Below are 20294 nucleotides of genomic sequence, written 5' to 3' on the forward strand. Positions count from 1 at the left end.
TTATAGTGGCAAAGCTATTAGCTAAATGATTCGCACTTAAGCAAGTGATTTTACTTATCTAGTGCTCTGCGATCATCGTGGCAAGGCCATAAGCATGGCTATAAGTAAAAGCTATATGAAAGTGTTTAAGTATAAGTAAATCTTATAGGTGATTTAAATCACATTTATAAATTACCCTTGCAAATATTTGGCCTTTGTTATATAATTACATTTGTGAAAGATAATAATTTTATAGGAGGAATAAAAATGGCAAAACAATTTAAAACCATGGATGGTAACACAGCTGCTGCATATGTATCATACGCATTTACAGAAGTTGCTGCCATCTACCCAATAACTCCTTCTTCAAATATGGCTGAAGCTGTTGACAGCTGGTCTGCTCACGGCAAGACTAACATATTTGGAGAAAGAGTATTAGTTCAAGAAATGCAATCTGAAGCTGGCGCAGCTGGTGCTGTACACGGATCATTACAAGCAGGTGCATTAACTACTACATATACAGCTTCACAAGGTCTTCTACTTATGATTCCTAATATGTATAAGATCGCTGGTGAATTACTACCAGGTGTATTCCACGTATCAGCAAGAGCTCTTGCTTCTCACGCTCTAAGCATCTTTGGTGACCACCAAGACGTTATGGCATGCCGTCAAACTGGATTTGCTATGTTAGCATCTGGCTCGGTTCAAGAAGTTATGGACCTTGCAAGTGTTGCTCACCTTTCAGCTATTAAGGGCAGAGTACCATTCTTACACTTCTTCGATGGTTTCAGAACTTCTCACGAAATTCAAAAGATCGAAGTTATTGACTATGAAGATCTAAAGAAACTTCTTGACAAGGACGCTCTAAGAAAGTTCAGAGAAAACGCTTTGAACCCAGAACATCCAGTAACTAGAGGTACTGCTCAAAACCCTGATATCTATTTCCAAGCTGCTGAAGCATCTAACAAACACTATGAAGATATCGTTGAGATAGCTGCTGACTACATGAAGGAACTTTCAAAGATCACTGGAAGAGAGTACAAACCATTCAACTACTACGGAGCTGAAGACGCTGAAGACATCATCGTTGCTATGGGTTCTGTAACTGATACTGTTGAAGAAACTGTTGACTACTTAAACAGCAATGGCAAGAAGGTTGGTCTTATCAAGGTTAGACTATATAGACCATTTTCTAAGAAATACTTCTTCGATGTATATCCAAAGACTGTTAAGAGAATAGCTGTTTTAGATAGAACTAAGGAAAAGGGCGCTCTAGGCGAACCACTATACCTTGACGTTAAGTCAATGTTCTACGATGCAGATACTAAGCCACTTATCGTTGGTGGTAGATACGGTTTAGGTTCAAAGGATACTACTCCTTCACAAATCTTATCTGTATATGAAAACTTAGCATCAGAAAATCCTATCAATGGCTTCACTATTGGTATCAATGATGATGTTACTCATAAATCACTAGAAATTAAGAAAATTATAAATACTGAACCAGAAGGAACTATCAAGTGTAAATTCTGGGGCTTCGGATCAGACGGTACAGTAGGTGCTAACAAGTCAGCTATCAAGATTATCGGTGATAACACTGATTTATACGCACAAGGCTACTTTGCTTATGACTCTAAGAAGTCAGGTGGTGTAACTGTTTCTCACTTAAGATTCGGTAAATCACCTATAAAATCAACATACCTAATCAGTCACGCAGACTTCATAAGCTGTTCAAAACAATCTTATATCAATCTATATGATTTACTAGATGGACTTAAAGATGGCGGAACATTCTTATTAAACTGCATCTGGGACGAAAAGGAACTAGAAGAAAACTTACCTAATAAGTTAAAACGCGCTATTGCTGAACATCATGCTAAATTCTACACTATAAACGCAACTAGAATCGCTGAAGAAATCGGTCTAGGCGGAAGAACTAACATGATTATGCAAGCTGCATTCTTCAAGTTATCTGAAGTACTTCCTCTTGACGAAGCTGTTACTCACTTAAAGGACTCTATAGTTAAATCTTATGGTCACAAGGGTGAAAAGATAGTTAACATGAACTATCAAGCAGTTGACAAGGGTATTGAAGAATTAAAAGAAATTAAATATCCAGAAAGCTGGAAAGACTTAAAGGACGAAAAAGAAGAAAAGAAAGAAACTACTAAGTTCTTCGAAGAAATTGCTGAAGTAATGAACGCTCAAAAGGGTGCCACTCTTCCAGTATCTAAGTTTGTAGGTATTGAAGACGGTACTTTTGAAAATGGTACAGCTAAGTTCGAAAAGAGAGCTATTGCTGTTAACCTACCTAAGTGGCACAAAGAAAATTGTATCCAATGTAACCAATGTTCATACATCTGCCCTCACGCTGTTATTAGACCAATACTTCTAAATGATGAAGAAGCTGCTAAGGCTCCTGAAACATTTGAAACAATTGAAGCTAAGGGTAAAGGCTTAGAAGGATTACAATACAGAATGCAAGTTTCATCACTTGACTGTACAGGTTGCGGTAACTGCGCTGACATCTGTCCAGCTAAGGAAAAAGCATTAGAAATGGTTCACTTCGAAGACATTGCTGAAGTAGAAAGTGAAAACTGGGATTTCGCTATGGACGAAGTTGAAGTAAAAGACGACATTATGGATAAATTTAGCGTTAAGGGATCTCAATTCCAACAACCACTTCTTGAATTCTCAGGCGCTTGCGCTGGTTGCGGTGAAACTGCTTATGCTAAATTAATCACTCAATTATATGGTGACAGAATGATCGTTGCAAACGCAACTGGATGTTCATCAATTTGGGGTGGTTCAGCTCCATCAACTCCATACTGCGTAAACAAATGCGGTAAGGGACCTGCATGGGCTAACTCATTATTCGAAGATAACGCTGAATATGGTTATGGTTTCGTTCTAGCTGATGAAGTTAACAGAAAGAGAATTAAAGCTCTTATGGAAAGCTACATCGAACTAGACAAGAAGGATGCTGATCTTGAAGAAGCATTCAAACTATGGCTTTCAGATATAAGAGATGCTAGAGTAAGTAAAGAAGCTTACGCTAAGATGGCTGATAAATTAGCTAAGAAGACTGGCGATGCAGCTCAAGACGAAATACTAGAACAACTTGATGAACTAAGAGATTACATGATTAGAAAGTCTGTTTGGGTATTCGGTGGAGACGGCTGGGCTTACGATATAGGCTTTGGCGGACTTGACCACGTACTAGCAGCTGGTAAAGACATCAACATCTTCGTATTTGATACAGAAGTTTACTCAAATACAGGTGGACAATCATCAAAGGCTACTCCAACAGCAGCTGTTGCAAAATTCGCAGCTTCTGGTAAGAAGATCAGAAAGAAAGACCTTGGCCTAATGATGACAAGCTATGGCTACGTATACGTTGCTCAAATCGCTCTAGGTGCTAACATGAACCAAGCACTTAAAGCAATTAAAGAAGCAGAAGAATACGATGGACCATCAATCATCATCGCTTACGCTCCATGTATCAACCACGGATTAAAATGCGGTATGGGCAAGAGCGTTAACAGAGAAAAACAAGCTGTTGCAGCTGGTTACTGGCACCTATACAGATTCGACCCAAGACTTGAAAAAGAAGGCAAGAATCCATTTGTACTAGACTCAAAAGACCCAACAGAATCATTCCAAGACTTCATAGGCTCTGAAGTAAGATACACATCACTTCAAAAGGACTTCCCTGAAGAAGCAGAAATCTTATTCAAGGCAGCTGAAGAATCTGCTAAAGACAGACTTGCAAGCTACAAGAGAATGGCTGGCTTAGATAAATAATTTAAGTAAATATATTTAATTAGATGCGAGGAGAAATCTTCGCATCTTTTTTTGCTTGCAATTCACCCCTCAATAAATTATAATATATAAAAGGAAGTGAAGAGATGAAACTAATTAAAGCAAATAAAAAACATAAAGATATAGTTTTAGAATTTAAAGAGAAAATAATAGAAGCAGGAGAAAGATTTTGTGGGGTTAGTGGACTTGAAAGACTTGATTTTGATGAGTGGCTTGAAAGGAATAAGTCAATAGAAAATAAAAGCACCTGTCCAGAGGGAATAGTCCCTGCTTTTCAATACATTTATGTTGATGATGATGAAAGCAAAGTTATTGGCATGATAAATTTAAGGCTTGAACTGAATGACTTTTTACTTAAATTTGGTGGACATATAGGCTACTCAATTGTCCCAGATGAAAGACGCAAAGGATACGCAAAAGCTATGCTTAAAGAAGGACTTAAGTTTTATAAAAATCACGGCTATGAAAAAGTGCTTATTACATGCGACATTAATAATATAGCGTCAGCAAAGACCATAGAAGCGTGTGGCGGCGAGCTCGAGAATATTATAAAAGAAGATGACCTTCATTCAACAAAAAGATACTGGATTAAATTATAATTGGGTATATATATTTTAAGGAGTTGATTATATGTATTTACTAAGACTATGCAGAGACTTTGATCTTGTCTACTCGATAGGCATGTTCAAAGAAGAAAAAGATTACAAAGAGTTTTTAAAAGGCATTCCAAGCTGCAGGCCCGAAGAGGACGGATACAACTACAGAATTTATCTAGATGGTTTTCCAGCACTACTTAAGTTAAAATTTAATGACGCCGATTTTATATTATCAAGAGACATATTCCTAAACAGAGAATACTTGTATGTAGACGTCGAAGAGTACCCGTTACTTAATGAGTACAAGGGTATGTACGATAAGTACCAAGTGATTGGCGCTTATGCCATTGGCACAGATGAGCTTGAAGACTATGTGACAAGACGTAACAAGAAGCTCGATCTTGTATTTAAGATACTTGATGATATGGGAGTCGAAGCATTTAGAGATTATTCAGACTCTGAAGATGGCGAGTGCATCATTCTTAAGAAGGACTCAAGTATATTATTCGTGCTTGACCCATCATTCAATGAAGACCTTCCAGATGATGAAGCTGGACTAAGAAAAGCAATCGAAGAAGAGCTAGAAAACAAGTAAATAGTTTTGTAAAGATCTAAGTTAGTCTTAGATCTTTTTTAGTCCATATACATGTGATAACGTGATAACAATTGTGATTAAAATGCTTGACAATTACGAGTAAATCTAATATAATAACAATGTTAATATATATGTAAGGGGAGAGATGTATGGCCAAAGAACAATACTTAACAGAAGAGGGTTTAAAACAAAAGGAAGAAGAGCTCGAATATCTTAAGACGGTTGCAAGAAAAGAAGTTGCAGAAAAGATCAAGATAGCTCTTGGATACGGAGACTTAAGTGAAAACGCTGAATATGATCAAGCGAAAAACGATCAAGCAGCACTTGAAGAAAAGATAGCTAAACTTGAAAATATACTAAGAAATGCAGTACTTATAGACGAGGCAGGAGATACTGATAACAAATCGGTAAAGGTTGGCTCGAATGTTAGATTTAAGGACATGGACACAGACGAGTTTTTAGAATATCAAATCGTTGGTGTAGTAGAAGCGGATCCATTTAACGGCAAGATTTCAAACGAAAGCCCTGTTGGCAGAGCTATGATAGGCAGAAAAAGAAATCAAGTTGTTGAAGTAGAAGCACCATCAGGTATTAAGAAATATAAAATAACAAAGATATCATAGGAGTTGAAAGATGCAAAACACAGATTTAAATGAAATGCTTCAAATTCGTAGACAAAAGTTAAAAGAACTACAAGATCAAGGCAAGAACCCATTCTTAATTGAAAAGTTCAATCCTGATCATCACACTACAGACATTACTGATAACTACGATGAATTTGAAGGCAAGGAAGTTACCGTAGCTGGTAGAGTTATGTCAAAGAGAGGACACGGCAAAATCTCTTTTATGGACATACAAGATATGAAGGGAAGAATACAAATCCTTTCAAAAATTGACGAATTAGGCGAGGAAGCCTACAAGATCATCTCATACTTAGATATGGGGGACATCATAGGTGTAGAAGGCGAAGTCTTTAAAACACAATCAGGCGAAATCAGTATTAAAGCTAAAAAGCTTACATTACTTTCCAAATCCTTACAAATACTACCTGAAAAGTGGCACGGATTAAAAGACCCAGACCTTAGATACAGACAAAGATACGTTGACCTAATCGTTAACCCTGAAGTAAAAGAAACATTCTTATTAAGAAATAAAATTATAAGAAAGATTAGAGAGTACCTAGACAACTTAGGCTACTTAGAAGTAGAAACTCCAATCCTTGGCAATATCGCTGGTGGTGCAAACGCAAGACCATTCTTAACACATCATAACGCACTAAACATCGATATGTCATTAAGAATAGCGAACGAACTTTACCTAAAGAGACTTATAGTCGGCGGTTTCGACAAAGTTTATGAAATGGGTAAGATGTTCAGAAATGAAGGTATGGACACAAGACACAATCCAGAGTTTACTAATATCGAGCTATACGAAGCATACGCTGACTATAACGATATGATGGAAATTACTGAAAATCTTGTTGCTTACGTAGCTAAAGAAGTTTTAGGAACTACAAAAGTTGAATATCAAGGCAAAACTATTGACTTTACTCCACCTTGGAGAAGAATCAAGATGCAAGATGCTGTTAAAGAGCACACAGGCGTTGACTTTGACAAGATAAATACAGATGAAGAAGCTCTTGAAGTAGCTAAAGAACATAAACTTGAGATAAAACCTGGCATGACTAGAGGCCACGTAATAAGTGAAATGTTCGAAGAATTCTGCGAACAATATATGGATCAGCCAACATTTATCATTGGCCATCCAGTAGAAATTTCACCATTAGCAAAGAGAAATCCGGACGATCCAAGAATTACTAACAGATTCGAAGCCTTTGCCAATTGCTGGGAAATAGCAAATGCATTCTCAGAATTAAACGACCCAATCGATCAAAGAGAAAGATTCGAAGAGCAATTAAGACAAAAAGAATACGGCGATGACGAAGCTCATCCTATGGACGAAGACTTCTTAAACGCGATAGAAGTTGGTCTTCCACCAACAGGCGGACTTGGTATAGGTGTTGACAGACTTATCATACTACTTACAAATCAAGCATCCATCAGAGACGTAATCTTCTTCCCAACAATGAAGCCAATTGGAGCTGACCCTAATGCAGAAGCAGCACCAAAGGCAAGCGTTAAAGCAGATGAAAAGATTGACTTCTCAAAAGTTGAGATAGAGCCACTATTCAAAGACATGGTAGACTTCGAAACATTCTCAAAGTCAGATTTTAGAGCAGTTAAGGTTAAAGACTGCGTGGCAGTACCTAAGTCAAAGAAATTACTTCAATTCACACTTGATGATGGTACAGGCGAGGACAGAACAATACTAAGCGGTATACATGCATACTACGAGCCAGAAGAGTTAATCGGCAAGACACTTATCGCTATAGTTAACCTACCACCAAGAGCCATGATGGGCATAGACTCATGCGGCATGCTTTTATCAGCAGTACACGAAGAAGAAGGCGAAGAAAAGCTACACTTACTAATGGTAGATGATTATATACCAGCAGGAGCAAAATTATATTAAAGAACACGCTAATTATGAAACTGGGGTTTGTTATGAATCCCAGTTTAATTTTTATAATGAAGATTGAAAATTGATAAAAAACATTAGTGACTCTACATTGAAATAAATTAGCTGGTCTAAGCAGGGCAGGTTTTTATGTTGCGGTCATAAGTACTGACATAGTATAGCTATTGTGTATGAAAAAAATTTTTTAATAGATTTCAAAGGTTAATGTATGAGAGGGTTAGAATGAAGAGTGTTTTGATTATAGAGGATAACAAAGAAATTGCTTTACAAATAGAAAAGTATTTGCTTAATAATGGTTATGAAGTAGAGATTGCATCATCTTTTTACGAAGCAAGCTATAAGATGAATGTATATATGGATGTGGCACTATTGGACATAAATCTACCAGATAAAGATGGTCAACATCTGATAGAGAGATTAAAGGATAAGGACATAAGAGTTATTGTAACAACAGTAAAAAATGATGAAGATTTTATAATTGCCGCCCTAGATCAAGGAGCAGACGACTATTTAACAAAGCCATTTTCCCTTGCCATATTAAGGGCAAGAATTGATGCGGTTTTAAGGACAATACCTATATCACAGGATAAGAGTATATCTTATAAGGATATAAAAATAGATTTAAATCAGTCAAAAGTTTATTTTAAGGGAAATCTGGTGGATTTAACTTCGCTAGAATATGAAATCCTGGTCTTATTTATTAAAAATCCTCACAGAGTTTATACCAGAAGTCAGCTGCTTGAAATGTTCTGGGAAGATAGGGATAAGTTTGTAAATGACAATACTCTCACATCAACTATTAAGAGAATCAGAGAGAAACTTGATAAAGAAGTAATTTCTACTGTTAGAGGAATTGGTTATAGGATGGATTGAGATGATATATGTATTTTGGATAATAAGCCTGGGACTTCTTTATTATTTTTTAGAATCAAGAAAGAAAAATAGAATAAATGAGCTTATAAATCTGATAGAAAATATGAAAAATCAAAATTATAAAATTCCCATGAAGCAAGACGATTTTTCGATTTTAGAAGATAAGATTTACAAGCTATTTATAGAAATAGTCGAAGCAAAAGAGACAAGTACTAGAAATAGTGAAAAGCAAATAGAATACCTAGAAGACATCGCCCATCAAATCAAAACTCCCATCACATCTATGCTTTTTTCCATAGAAAATTTGGAGATGGACTTTTCAGATAATGATGATATAGGAATTTTAAAAAGACAACTCTTAAGATTAAACTCTTTATCAGATATTTTACTCAAACTATCAAGCCTAGATGCAAACAAAGATTTAATGAAAAAAGATGAAATTCGTTTAGATGAATTAATAGATTATGCTCTAGATAGTTTGAATTTAAAGAAATCTATGAAGGTAGAAAAGAGAACGGATTTAAAAGAAAATAGCATCAATGGAGATTTTTATTGGCTAGCAGAAGCTTTTATCAATATTATCAAGAATGCTGATAATAGACCGACTTGTGACAAAATTGTGGTCTCATCATATAAAAATCCCCTCTATACTAGCTTAATCATTGAAGACAATGGCGGAGGAATAGAAAAAGAAAATATCAAAAAAATCTTTAAACGCTTTTATAAAACGCCCGACTCAAATGGTTTTGGAATAGGCCTTGCTATGGCGAAGACAATTGTCGAAAAAAACAACGGAGAAATTTCTGTTTCCAATAATGATGCTGGAGCAAGATTTGAAATAAAATTCTACAATGTCACCTAAAAATCACTTTACTTTTATATACTTACCTTAAATTAAGGAGGAAAGTATGGAAATATTAAAAGTAGAAAATTTAAGAAAAGAATACGGCGAGGGTAATTCTAAGGTTATTGCCTTAGACGGTGTCAACCTTGAAATTGAAAGAGGAGAATTTGTCGCTATTGTTGGACCAAGTGGATCTGGAAAATCTACACTTTTGCACATTGTAGGAGGAGTAGATAGTCCAGATGATGGAAAGGTTTATATAGATGGCAACGACATCTCAAAGTATTCCTCAAAAGAATTAGCCTACTTTAGAAGAAGAAAAGTCGGACTAATTTATCAGTTTTATAATTTGATTCCCAACTTAACGGTTCGTCACAGCATAGAACTTCCATTAAAACTTGATAAAAGGAAAATCAATGAGGAAGAATTACTTGATACAGTTAGGAAACTTGGTATAGAAAGTAAACTCGACTCTTTTCCAAGTGAGCTTTCAGGAGGTCAGCAGCAAAGAGTTGCCATAGCGAGAAGTCTTATCTATAATCCATCTATAATATTAGCGGATGAACCAACAGGTAATTTGGACAGGAAAAATTCTAAGGAAATTATAGAAATTTTTAAATATTTCAATAAGACTTTAAAACAAACGATTATCCTAATCACTCATGACGAAGAAATAGCCTTACAAGCAAATCGTATTATTACCATAGTCGATGGAAAAATTGTAGGAGATGAAAGAAATGAATAAGAAGAATTTTCCTATTTTTATTTCCTTATTTATTGTAAGTTTGTTTTTTACTGTGGTTTTTTATTATGGTTATACAAATAGACAAGCCAACTATGGATATGCCATGTCAAATAATTTTTATCATGCTGAGATTAAGGATGAGTTATCAAATGAAGAAGTAGAAAAACTAAGGTCTATTGAAGATATCGAATTAATTGGGAAAATGTCACTTAATCCAGATAATGCTAAATATAATAATGATTTACTTGTCATTAATTATCAGGATGAAGCAATAAATAAAATGAGAGAGTATTCAAGACTTCAAAAAGGTAGATTTGCAGAAAATGAAAATGAAATTGTTCTATCAGAAAGCTTCATAAATGAAAATAGCATTAATTTAGGTGATGAAATAAAACTTGAAATAGGTAAAAGGTTTATAGATGGGGAAGAAATAGAACCTACTAGTGCAAATACTGATAAGGAAAAATTTAAAAAAGTTTCCACTAAATCTTTTACTGTAGTAGGAGTTTACGGAGACGTTTATAACAAATATAGTAAATTAAATTTTGCTTTAGGATTACAAGAAAAGATGTCATCCTTTAAAACATATGTGAAGTATGATTCATTTGAAAAATCTTATAAAAATAAAGAAAATATTCAGGAAGATATAAATAATAAACTTGGTAGGGATGTAGAACTAAAATTTTCTGATGGATTGATATATTATTACGGTATCGAAAGAGATGCTTTACAAAACATTATGAGTAAAGCGGTTATCGTATTATCTATCTTCGGATGTATAGCCGTCTTTGTATTTTTTATAAAAAATATCTTTTGGGTTTGGGGTCTTCGAAAAATTAAAGAGCTGTCTATATATAAATCTATAGGGTCAACTAATGGTCAAATTTATTTGATGCTTTTAAAAGAAGGTTTAATTATATCAGCCATTCCAATACTTTTAGGTCACATAGCAGGTTATTCCTTTATATATTATTTGTATAGTAATATACAAAAAGGTGATGGAGTAAGTGCCTTTGAAGTAGTAAGATTTAATCCATTATTAAGTTTAGCCATACTATTTGTTTCTTTTATAATTGTTTCCTTGGCTATAAAATCTCCTTCAAAAAAGATTTCTAAAATCAACATTATAGATGGGATTAGAGGAAATATAGATTTTTCCAAGTATAAGAAAAAGAAGAAACAGAACTTATGGCAAGAACTAAGAATTAACAACTTAGCTTCAATAAAATCACAAAGATTTATTTCAGCTATTGGAATTCTAATCATTTCAGTATTTGTAATTGTAATAGGAATTTCAAATTATCTTAGAGACTATTCGTATTATGATAATGGATATAACTTTTCTGTAGATTATTATAGCGATAATGATGAAGTGCCATCGGTACTAAAAGAGATTGATGAAAAAATTTCTAATGAAAAATCCTATATTTCTAAACAAAAATATGTAATAGTTGAAAATAATAAAGATTTTTCAAAAGAAGCTAGGAATGCAAGCCTAGATAAAGAGGCTGAAAAAAATATTGAAAAATATAATGCAAAGGGAATGGATGGATTTTTAATAGCCTTAGAAGAAGAAGACTTAAAAGAGCTTGGAGGAAATAAGGGAGAATTTCTACTTTATAATATGATCCAAGAAGATTCTTCCATACCTATATCTAAAGCAAAGAAAATTCCATATTTTGATAATCCAACAAGTCTTGATATAAGTATTGGAGATGATTACCAAACAAGTGTTAAGATTTCAAAGTCAATAAATGATTTGGGGAAAATTAAGTCTAGAACCATGCCCTTTGATGTGAAAATTTACACCGACTTCGATACATTTTTCAATCTAATGGAAGAAACTGACGATGAAAAATATAAAAACTATCCTTATACTTTGAATATGAAAGTAAATGACTCCGATGCAAAAGATGCACAAGATTATGCGGAAACATTAATTAGGGAACAAATTTCACCTGAAGATAGATTTGATATTACTGCAGGGGAAGAGCTAGAAAAGAAAGAATTTGAGAATCTACAAGACCTAATGAAAATTGTATTAGGTATAGGATTAATAATATTAGTTTTAAATATTACAAATGGATATTCATCTATAAATCTAAGTTTGTTGAGTAGAAAAAAAGAAATAGGAAGCTTTTATTCTTGTGGAATGGATTTAGATGAACTCAAAAGGGTTTATGGAAAAGAATATTTAAATGAACAGATAAAATCATTGCTTATAGTTATATTAACTAGTATAGGTGTAATGTTTATAATTTCTATATTCTCATCAAGATTGACTTTTTTAAATATCCTAAGATACTATGACTATAAATTATTTATAGCATTTTCTTTAGTAGTCTACGGAATAAATGTGCTAATTTATCATTTATCTTTAAAAAGAATTTTAGACAGACCAACTATTGATTTAATTCGAACAATATAATTTCGAAAAAAGTGGAGTATATGAATAAAAAGATTGAGTCAAATTTCTTAAAGTGCCTATGATTTTAGGCACTTTTTTGTATTAGAAAACCCCTAGTTAGACTGGGGTTCAGTTTAGCTTTAGCGGTGATAAACAAACAAAAAACCTCCCTGTTTGATATAATATAATTGTAATCTGTCAATTGCAATATAAAAATCAAAAAAGGGAGGAATTAAAAATGTCATTGAATGACACACATAGTTTATCACATACAAAATGGAATTGCAAATATTACATAGTGTTTGCTCCTAAATATAGAAGGAAAGAATTTTATGGCGGAAAAAGACTTGAAATAGGACAAATTTTAAGAGAATTGTGTAGTTGGAAAGAAGTAAACATAATAGAGGCAGAAGTTTGCCCGGATCATGTACACATGTTGGTAGAAATACCACCAAAATTAGCTATATCAAGTTTCATGGGATTTTTGAAAGGAAAAAGCAGTATAATGATTTATGAAAAATGGGGCAATTTAAAATATAAATACAGAGGACGTCAATTTTGGTGTCGAGGCTATTATGTAGATACAGCAGGAAAAAATACAAAAATCATACAAGAATATATACAAAATCAATTGAAACAAGACCAGCTTAGTGAACAGCTGACATTTGATACAATAGACCCTTTTAAAGGGTAGCTAGTATAATTTGCAAGTGACAGATTAACCAACGTCCTTGAGGCGCGGCTAGTAATACAGGCCCTTTGGGCCGCATGAGAAAAACCCCGGCTAGGCCGGGGGATATTTATTGTTGAGAGCAGCTTTAATTATCTTTTATAACGCATCATATAATCATAAAGAATGATTGACGTCGCAATCGAAACATTTAAGCTGTCACAGTCACCATTCATCGGTATCTTAATCATCTCATATTGCTTTTCATACCATGGAAGCGAAATGCCATATTTCTCGCTGCCAATCACAAAACAAGCCTTGTCATTATATTCAATATCCATGTATATGGCCTTGGCATCAGTGTCAGTTAAATATATGGTGTAGCCATTTTCCTGAAGATATTTATAAAGCTCATCAAAGCTTGTATCGATAATATTCATATTAAGGAAACTGCCAAGGGACGAACGAACAAGCTTCGGATGGTTGATCCTGACCTTCCTATTAATAAAGACGACGTCGTAAATGGCAAGCGCATCAAGTGTCCTAAGTATAGTGCCGATATTGCCATGAATCTCAAGACCGTCAAGGACAACAAGAGGCTTAGCTGGGTCAATGTCATCATAGCTGCCTTCATTCATATAGAAGACGGTGATGACGCCTTGAGGGTTCTTCTCCTCACTTAAGTAGTCGAAAGTCTTCTTCGAGACAAAGTAGAGCTTGGCGCCACGCGTGTAAGATGCATCGATAAGGCTTTGTGCTTCAGCGGTTTTTATGTAATCAGGGCAGACCACCAAGTAATTAAGCTTTTTATTGTACTTCAAAATTAAATTCAGCCCCCAAACACCTTCAAGAGCAATCTCATTTAATGGATTGGGGCGCGAGTTGTTATTAAGTTTGATGAGACTTTGAATATCGTGATGCTTTTTCGACGCCTCAGTATATTTATTAGAAAAGACTTCCTTTATATAAGGGATTCTTTCTTCATCACTCATAGAGTTTAAATCAATAAATTTCATATAATCACCAAGAAAATTATAGCATATGGGGAGAGAAAATGCAATTGAAGTGCATGGATGAATAAAATATTTGTGTAAATACATTCGATTGACAACTACATAGAGTGGAGTGTAAAGCGAAAGTAAAAATATTTTAAAAAAACTTTAAAAAAAGTGGAAAAACTTTAAAAAAACCCTTGACAAGTAAGAAAATAAATGGTAGAATGGATAAGTCATCTGGAAAAACCATATGACAAGCAAAACTGAATAAAAGTGAAAAGAACGATTTAAACCAATCAATTTTTTTATTGATAAATAATTTCGAATTTAAGAGCCAAGGATAACTTGGGATTAAATAACCATTTAATCGAGAGTTTGATCCTGGCTCAGGACGAACGCTGGCGGCGTGCTTAACACATGCAAGTCGAACGATGAAAGTCGTTTTGATATCTTCGGATTGATAAACTTCTGGATTAGTGGCGGACGGGTGAGTAACGCGTGAGCAATCTGCCTTACACAAAGGGATAGCCTCGGGAAACCGGGATTAATACCATATGATATCTCAACTTCGCATGAAGAAGTGATTAAAGAATTTCGGTGTAAGATGAGCTCGCGTCCCATTAATTAGTTGGTGAGGGTAACGGCCCACCAAGATAGCGATGGGTAGCCGATCTAAGAGGATGACCGGCCACATTGGAACTGAGAAACGGTCCAAACTCCTACGGGAGGCAGCAGTGGGGAATATTGCACAATGGGGGAAACCCTGATGCAGCGACGCCGCGTGAGCGATGAAGGCTTTCGAGTCGTAAAGCTCTGTCCTATGGGAAGATAATGACGGTACCATAGAAGAAAGCCCCGGCTAATTACGTGCCAGCAGCCGCGGTAATACGTAAGGGGCGAGCGTTGTCCGGAATTATTGGGCGTAAAGAGTGCGTAGGCGGCAAATTAAGTCAGATGTGAAAACTAAGGGCTCAACCCATAGATTGCATCTGAAACTGATATGCTTGAGTCAAGGAGAGGAAAGTGGAATTCCTAGTGTAGCGGTGGAATGCGTAGATATTAGGAGGAATACCGGTGGCGAAGGCGACTTTCTGGACTTGAACTGACGCTGAGGCACGAAAGCGTGGGGAGCAAACAGGATTAGATACCCTGGTAGTCCACGCCGTAAACGATGAGTGCTAGGTGTCTGCTTTTAATGAGTAGGTGCCGTACGTTAACACATTAAGCACTCCGCCTGGGGAGTACGTACGCAAGTATGAAACTCAAAGGAATTGACGGGGACCCGCACAAGCAGCGGAGCATGTGGTTTAATTCGAGGCTACGCGAAGAACCTTACCAGGACTTGACATACCAAGGAAAGTTTTTAGAGATAAAAACCCTAGATTTATCTACCTTGGATACAGGTGGTGCATGGTTGTCGTCAGCTCGTGTCGTGAGATGTTGGGTTAAGTCCCGCAACGAGCGCAACCCTTACATTTAGTTACTAACAGGTAGTGCTGAGGACTCTAGATGGACTGCCGATGACAAATCGGAGGAAGGTGGGGATGACGTCAAATCATCATGCCCTTTATGTCCTGGGCTACACACGTGCTACAATGGTCGGTACAAAGAGAAGCTAAATAGCGATATCAAGCAAACCTCAAAAAACCGATCCCAGTTCGGATTGATCTCTGCAACTCGAGATCATGAAGCCGGAGTTGCTAGTAATCGCAGATCAGAATGCTGCGGTGAATGCGTTCCCGGGTCTTGTACACACCGCCCGTCACACCATGGGAGTAGGCAATACCCGAAGCCTGTGAGCTAACCAATTGGAGGCAGCAGTCGAAGGTAGGGTCAATGACTGGGGTGAAGTCGTAACAAGGTAGCCGTATCGGAAGGTGCGGCTGGATCACCTCCTTTCTAAGGAGAACATTAGTTCTTTTCACTTTGAGTTCTGCTTAAAATTAAATATATATTTATGGACCTGTAGCTCAGGTGGTTAGAGCGCACGCCTGATAAGCGTGAGGTCGGTGGTTCGAGTCCACCCAGGTCCACCATAAAAAAAGCCTTGACAAGGTATATTTTTTATGATATAATATAAAGCCTAAGAATATGGATCTTGAAGAACTTAAAAAAGGTGCAAATCCTTTTAGATCCAAAACCAAATAAAACTTAATAACCATAATCAAATGAAAACGAAACGACATTTATAAAGAAAATAAATACAGTAAATTTTAACAATAAGCGTTAAAGGATTTTAAAAAAAATAGGTCAAGTTACTAAGAGCGCAGGGCGGATGCCTTGGCACCAAGAGGCGAAGAAGGACGTAGAAAGCTGCGAAAAGCTCCCTAGATCTGCAAACAAGAAACGAAAGGGAGATATCCGAATGGGGCAACCCACTTAAGCAAACCTTAAGTATCTATATATGAATAAAATAGTATATAGAGGCAATACCGGGAGAACTGAAACATCTAAGTACCCCGAGGAAAAGAAAGAAACATCGATTTTCAAAGTAGCGGCGAGCGAAATGGAAAGAGCCCGCTTAAAGAAATACTAAGAAAGTATCCGAATGATCTTGGAAAAATCATCCAAAGAAAGTGAAAGACTTGTAGGAAAAGATATTAGTGTTTCAATAAGCTTTACGAGTACCACAAGGCACGAGAAACCTGGTGGGAATACGGGAGGACCACCTCCCAAGGCTAAATACTACTTGGTGACCGATAGAGAACAGTACCGTGAGGGAAAGGTAAAAAGAACCCCGAAAGGGGAGTGAAATAGAACCTGAAACCCTGCGTTTACAAGCAAAGAAAGCACGTGAAAAGTGCAATCTTGTACTTTTTGTAGAACGGGCCAGCGAGTTACTTTTGTAAGCAAGGTTAAGAAGTTAAGCTTCGAAGCCGAAGAGAAATCAAGTCTTAATAGGGCGACATAGTTTACAGGAGTAGACCCGAAACCAGGTGACCTATCCATGAGCAGAGTGAAGTTAAAGTAAAATTTAATGGAGGCTCGAACCGGGTGTGGTTTAAAACACATCGGATGACTTGTGGATAGGGGTGAAAAGCCAATCGAACCTGGAGATAGCTGGTTCTCCTCGAAATAGCTTTAGGGCTAGCCTTTAGGATGTTTAATGGAGGTAGAGCTACTGACTGGTTGCGGGGTGTTTATACATTACCAAAACCTATCAAACTCCGAATGCCAAGAAAACAAACCTAAGGAGTCAGACTATGTGGGATAAGCTTCATAGTCGAAAGGGAAAGAGCCCAGACCATCAGCTAAGGTCCCTAAATACCGATTAAGTGGTAAAGGATGTGAAGTTACCCAAACAACTAGGATGTTGGCTTAGAAGCAGCCATACATTTAAAGAGTGCGTAATAGCTCACTAGTCGAGTGACCTTGCGCCGAAGATTTCCGGGGCTAAATCGGATACCGAAGCTATGGACTCATTCTTGAGTGGTAGAGGAGCATTGTGTAATAGGTAGAAGCAGTATCGAAAGGCGCTGTGGACGAAACACAAGAGAGAATGCTGGCATAAGTAGCGAGAAGGAGTGTGAGAATCACTCCCGTCGAAAACCTAAGGGTTCCTGAGCAAGGCTCGTCCCCTCAGGGTAAGTCGGGACCTAAGGCGAGGCCGAAAGGCGTAGCCGATGGACAAGTAGTAAAAATTCTACTACTATCAATTATCGTATAAATGAAGCGGGGACACAGAAGGATAAGCTAAGCGTACCAGATGGAAGAGTACGCTCAAATAAAAAGGCATGCCCGGAGTAATGACCAGGCTAAGCCAATTTATGATGAGGATCGAAAATAAGTAGAGAAGTAGCCGATTTCACACTGTCAAGAAAAGCCGCTAAATAGATAAAAGATACCCGTACCGTAAACCGACACAGGTAGGAAAGGAGAGAATCCTAAGACGCGCGGAAGAACCTTTGTTAAGGAACTCGGCAAAATGACCCCGTAAGTTAGCGAGAAGGGGAGCCAGAGCGATCTGGCCGCAGTGAATAGGCCCAAGCGACTGTTTACCAAAAACACAAGTTTCTGCTAAGTCGAAAGACGACGTATAGGAGCTGACACCTGCCCGGTGCTGGAAGGTTAAGGGGAAATGTTAGCAATAGCGAAGCATAGAACTTAAGCCCCAGTAAACGGCGGCCGTAACTATAACGGTCCTAAGGTAGCGAAATTCCTTGTCGGGTAAGTTCCGACCCGCACGAAAGGTGTAACGATTTGGGCACTGTCTCAACAAAGGATCCGGTGAAATTGAAGTAATGGTAAAGATGCCATTTACCCGCGACAGGACGGAAAGACCCCATGGAGCTTTACTGTAGGCTGACATTGGATTTCGGTAGTACATGTACAGAATAGGTGGGAGACAAAGATCCTGGTACGCAAGTATCAGAGGAGTCAAAAAGTGGGATACCACTCCTGTAGTGCTGGAATTCTAACCTTGAGCCGTGATCCGGTTTAGGGACACTGTCAGTTGGGCAGTTTGACTGGGGCGGTCGCCTCCCAAAAAGTAACGGAGGCGTTCAAAGGTTCCCTCAGCACGGACGGAAATCGTGCAAAGAGTACAAAGGCAGAAGGGAGCTTAACTGCGAGATAAACAGATCGAGCAGATGAGAAATCAGGACTTAGTGATCCGGTGGTACCACGTGGAAGGGCCATCGCTCAACGGATAAAAGCTACCCTGGGGATAACAGGCTTATCTCCCCCAAGAGTTCATATCGACGGGGAGGTTTGGCACCTCGATGTCGGCTCGTCTCATCCTGGGGCTGAAGTAGGTCCCAAGGGTTGGGCTGTTCGCCCATTAAAGAGGCACGCGAGCTGGGTTCAGAACGTCGCGAGACAGTTCGGTCCCTATCCGTCGTGGGCGTAGGAAATTTGAAAGGAGCTGTCCTTAGTACGAGAGGACCGGGATGGACAAACCAATGGTTTATGAGTTGTAACGCCAGTTGCATAGCTCAGTAGCTACGTTTGGAAAGGATAAGAGCTGAAAGCATCTAAGCACGAAGCCCCCCTTAAGATAAGATTTCCTTTAAGTAAGACACCTTGAAGACCACAAGGTAGATAGGCAGTAAGTGTAAGAGTAGTAATACTTTGAGCCTAACTGTACTAATATGTCGAAAACTTGATCAAAGACGCTTAATTGTGGAATTATGGTTATTAAGAAATGTGGCAGCAATAGCAAGAGGGAAACACCCGTAACCATACCGAACACGGAAGTTAAGGCTCTTAACGCTGAAGGTACTTGGTTGGAGACGACCTGGGATAATAGGTAGCCGCCACTTGATTTAAACAGATAGCATTTTATGTTATCTGTTTTTTTATCTAAAAGAAAGGACTATAAAATGTTTTACAATACTGAAAATTTAAAAGACAATGAAATATACTTAAAACTTAGAAAAACTTGTGATGCACAGCCTGAAAAGGCTTGGCTGCCTGCTTACTACTTCGACATTTGCCTATTAGATGGCACTAAAATTGGTGTATGCGATTTACGAATCGGTCACAACACAAATACATACATTGGTGGCAACATCGGTTACGTTGTTGACGAGCCGTACAGAGGACATCATTATGCGATGAAGGCGTGTAAGCTATTATTCAATTTAGCTAAAATGCACAAGATGGATTATTTAATAATTACATGTAAACCTGATAACATTCCTTCGTATCGCACTTGCGAGCTTCTTGGCGGAGAGCTGATTGAAGTAAAAGAAGTACCTCAAGACCATGACTTACGCAGACAGGGTTATACTGATGTAAATATTTATAGATTTGATTTAGATTAATTATTGGTGATATTATGATTAGAGAAATGACTATTACAGACGTATCAGCTCTTGCTGCTATGGCGCTTAAGATATGGGACAGCGATGACAAAGATGAACTGGAACAAGAATTCATAGACATGACTCGCGACAAGGAGTCTACCTGCTTCATTAAATTTATTGGTGATAAGGCAATAGGTTTTGCCAATGCTTCGCTTCGTCATGATTATGTCGAGGGCTGCGAAACGTCTCCAGTAGCTTACCTTGAAGCTATATACGTAGATGAAGAGCATAGGCATTTAGGCTATGCAAAGGACTTAGTTAATAGATGTGAAGAATGGGGCAGAGAGCATGACGCTAAGGAATTTGCAAGCGATTGCATTTTGACAAATAATGATAGTTATAAATTTCACATCGCCATTGGTTTTAAGGAAGTAAATAGAATCATTTGCTTTAAGAAAAATATTATTGAATAGCAAAAAATTA

13 protein-coding genes, 1 tRNA gene and 3 rRNA genes are annotated in these 20294 nt (G+C 37.2%); 16 read left to right on the forward strand and 1 reads right to left on the reverse strand.

Features of this window, described 5'->3' with window-relative positions; translation table 11 throughout:
• Window positions 1-246: 246 nt before the first annotated feature.
• From nifJ to tnpA, 10 genes are all read left to right on the forward strand, one after another.
• Window positions 247-3783: a pyruvate:ferredoxin (flavodoxin) oxidoreductase gene (gene nifJ, locus BN3004_RS04945; RefSeq protein ID WP_058260106.1), complete on the forward strand. Its 3537-nt coding sequence runs from the start codon at window positions 247-249 to the stop codon at window positions 3781-3783.
• 104 nt (window positions 3784-3887) lie between these two features.
• Window positions 3888-4400 carry a GNAT family N-acetyltransferase gene (locus tag BN3004_RS04950; protein WP_058260107.1) on the forward strand — a complete coding sequence of 171 codons (513 nt, stop codon included), beginning with the start codon at window positions 3888-3890 and terminating at the stop codon, window positions 4398-4400.
• Between the two features lie 31 nt (window positions 4401-4431).
• Complete coding sequence (locus BN3004_RS04955; protein WP_058260108.1) at window positions 4432-4992, forward strand: hypothetical protein; 561 nt, start codon at window positions 4432-4434, stop codon at window positions 4990-4992.
• Window positions 4993-5141: 149 nt separating this feature from the next.
• On the forward strand, window positions 5142-5615 hold the full coding sequence (greA, locus tag BN3004_RS04960; protein ID WP_058260109.1) for a transcription elongation factor GreA: 474 nt from the start codon (window positions 5142-5144) through the stop codon (window positions 5613-5615).
• Between the two features lie 10 nt (window positions 5616-5625).
• Window positions 5626-7524: a lysine--tRNA ligase gene (gene lysS, locus BN3004_RS04965; protein ID WP_058260110.1), complete on the forward strand. Its 1899-nt coding sequence runs from the start codon at window positions 5626-5628 to the stop codon at window positions 7522-7524.
• A 228-nt stretch (window positions 7525-7752) separates the two neighbouring features.
• Window positions 7753-8403, forward strand: a complete 651-nt coding sequence (locus BN3004_RS04970) for a response regulator transcription factor (RefSeq protein WP_058260111.1) — start codon at window positions 7753-7755, stop codon at window positions 8401-8403.
• A gap of 1 nt (window position 8404) precedes the next feature.
• Window positions 8405-9265 (forward strand): sensor histidine kinase, encoded by an 861-nt coding sequence (locus BN3004_RS04975; RefSeq protein ID WP_058260112.1) that lies wholly within the window; start codon window positions 8405-8407, stop codon window positions 9263-9265.
• A 46-nt stretch (window positions 9266-9311) separates the two neighbouring features.
• Window positions 9312-9992, forward strand: coding sequence for an ABC transporter ATP-binding protein (locus tag BN3004_RS04980; protein WP_058260113.1), 681 nt, complete (start codon window positions 9312-9314; stop codon window positions 9990-9992).
• Entirely contained in the window at window positions 9985-12420 is a 2436-nt protein-coding gene (locus tag BN3004_RS04985) for an ABC transporter permease (RefSeq protein WP_058260114.1), read from the forward strand. The genes BN3004_RS04980 and BN3004_RS04985 overlap by 8 nt, the downstream gene beginning before the upstream one ends.
• Before the next feature lie 217 nt (window positions 12421-12637).
• Window positions 12638-13093 (forward strand): IS200/IS605 family transposase, encoded by a 456-nt coding sequence (gene tnpA / locus BN3004_RS04990; protein WP_058259962.1) that lies wholly within the window; start codon window positions 12638-12640, stop codon window positions 13091-13093.
• A gap of 128 nt (window positions 13094-13221) precedes the next feature.
• Here the strand turns inward: tnpA and BN3004_RS04995 are convergent, their stop codons facing one another.
• Window positions 13222-14085, reverse strand: a complete 864-nt coding sequence (locus BN3004_RS04995; RefSeq protein WP_058260115.1) for a TrmH family RNA methyltransferase — start codon at window positions 14083-14085, stop codon at window positions 13222-13224.
• 342 nt (window positions 14086-14427) lie between these two features.
• Between BN3004_RS04995 and BN3004_RS05000 the strand changes: the two genes are divergently transcribed.
• From BN3004_RS05000 to aac(6'), 6 genes are all read left to right on the forward strand, one after another.
• A 16S ribosomal RNA gene (locus BN3004_RS05000) occupies window positions 14428-15963 on the forward strand.
• A gap of 60 nt (window positions 15964-16023) precedes the next feature.
• Window positions 16024-16100: transfer RNA gene (locus BN3004_RS05005), tRNA-Ile, on the forward strand.
• A gap of 212 nt (window positions 16101-16312) precedes the next feature.
• Window positions 16313-19173, forward strand: a 23S ribosomal RNA gene (locus BN3004_RS05010).
• 35 nt (window positions 19174-19208) lie between these two features.
• A 5S ribosomal RNA gene (gene rrf, locus BN3004_RS05015) occupies window positions 19209-19325 on the forward strand.
• The 16S, 23S and 5S rRNA genes sit together here with 1 tRNA gene alongside, the layout of an rRNA operon.
• A 21-nt stretch (window positions 19326-19346) precedes the next feature.
• Window positions 19347-19829, forward strand: coding sequence for a GNAT family N-acetyltransferase (locus BN3004_RS05020; protein WP_242854196.1), 483 nt, complete (start codon window positions 19347-19349; stop codon window positions 19827-19829).
• A gap of 14 nt (window positions 19830-19843) precedes the next feature.
• On the forward strand, window positions 19844-20284 hold the full coding sequence (gene aac(6'), locus BN3004_RS05025) for an aminoglycoside 6'-N-acetyltransferase (RefSeq protein WP_058260117.1): 441 nt from the start codon (window positions 19844-19846) through the stop codon (window positions 20282-20284).
• Window positions 20285-20294: the final 10 nt, after the last annotated feature.

Origin of the sequence: Fenollaria timonensis, from assembly GCF_001457835.1 — a bacterium.
GTDB lineage: Bacteria > Bacillota > Clostridia > Tissierellales > Peptoniphilaceae > Fenollaria > Fenollaria timonensis.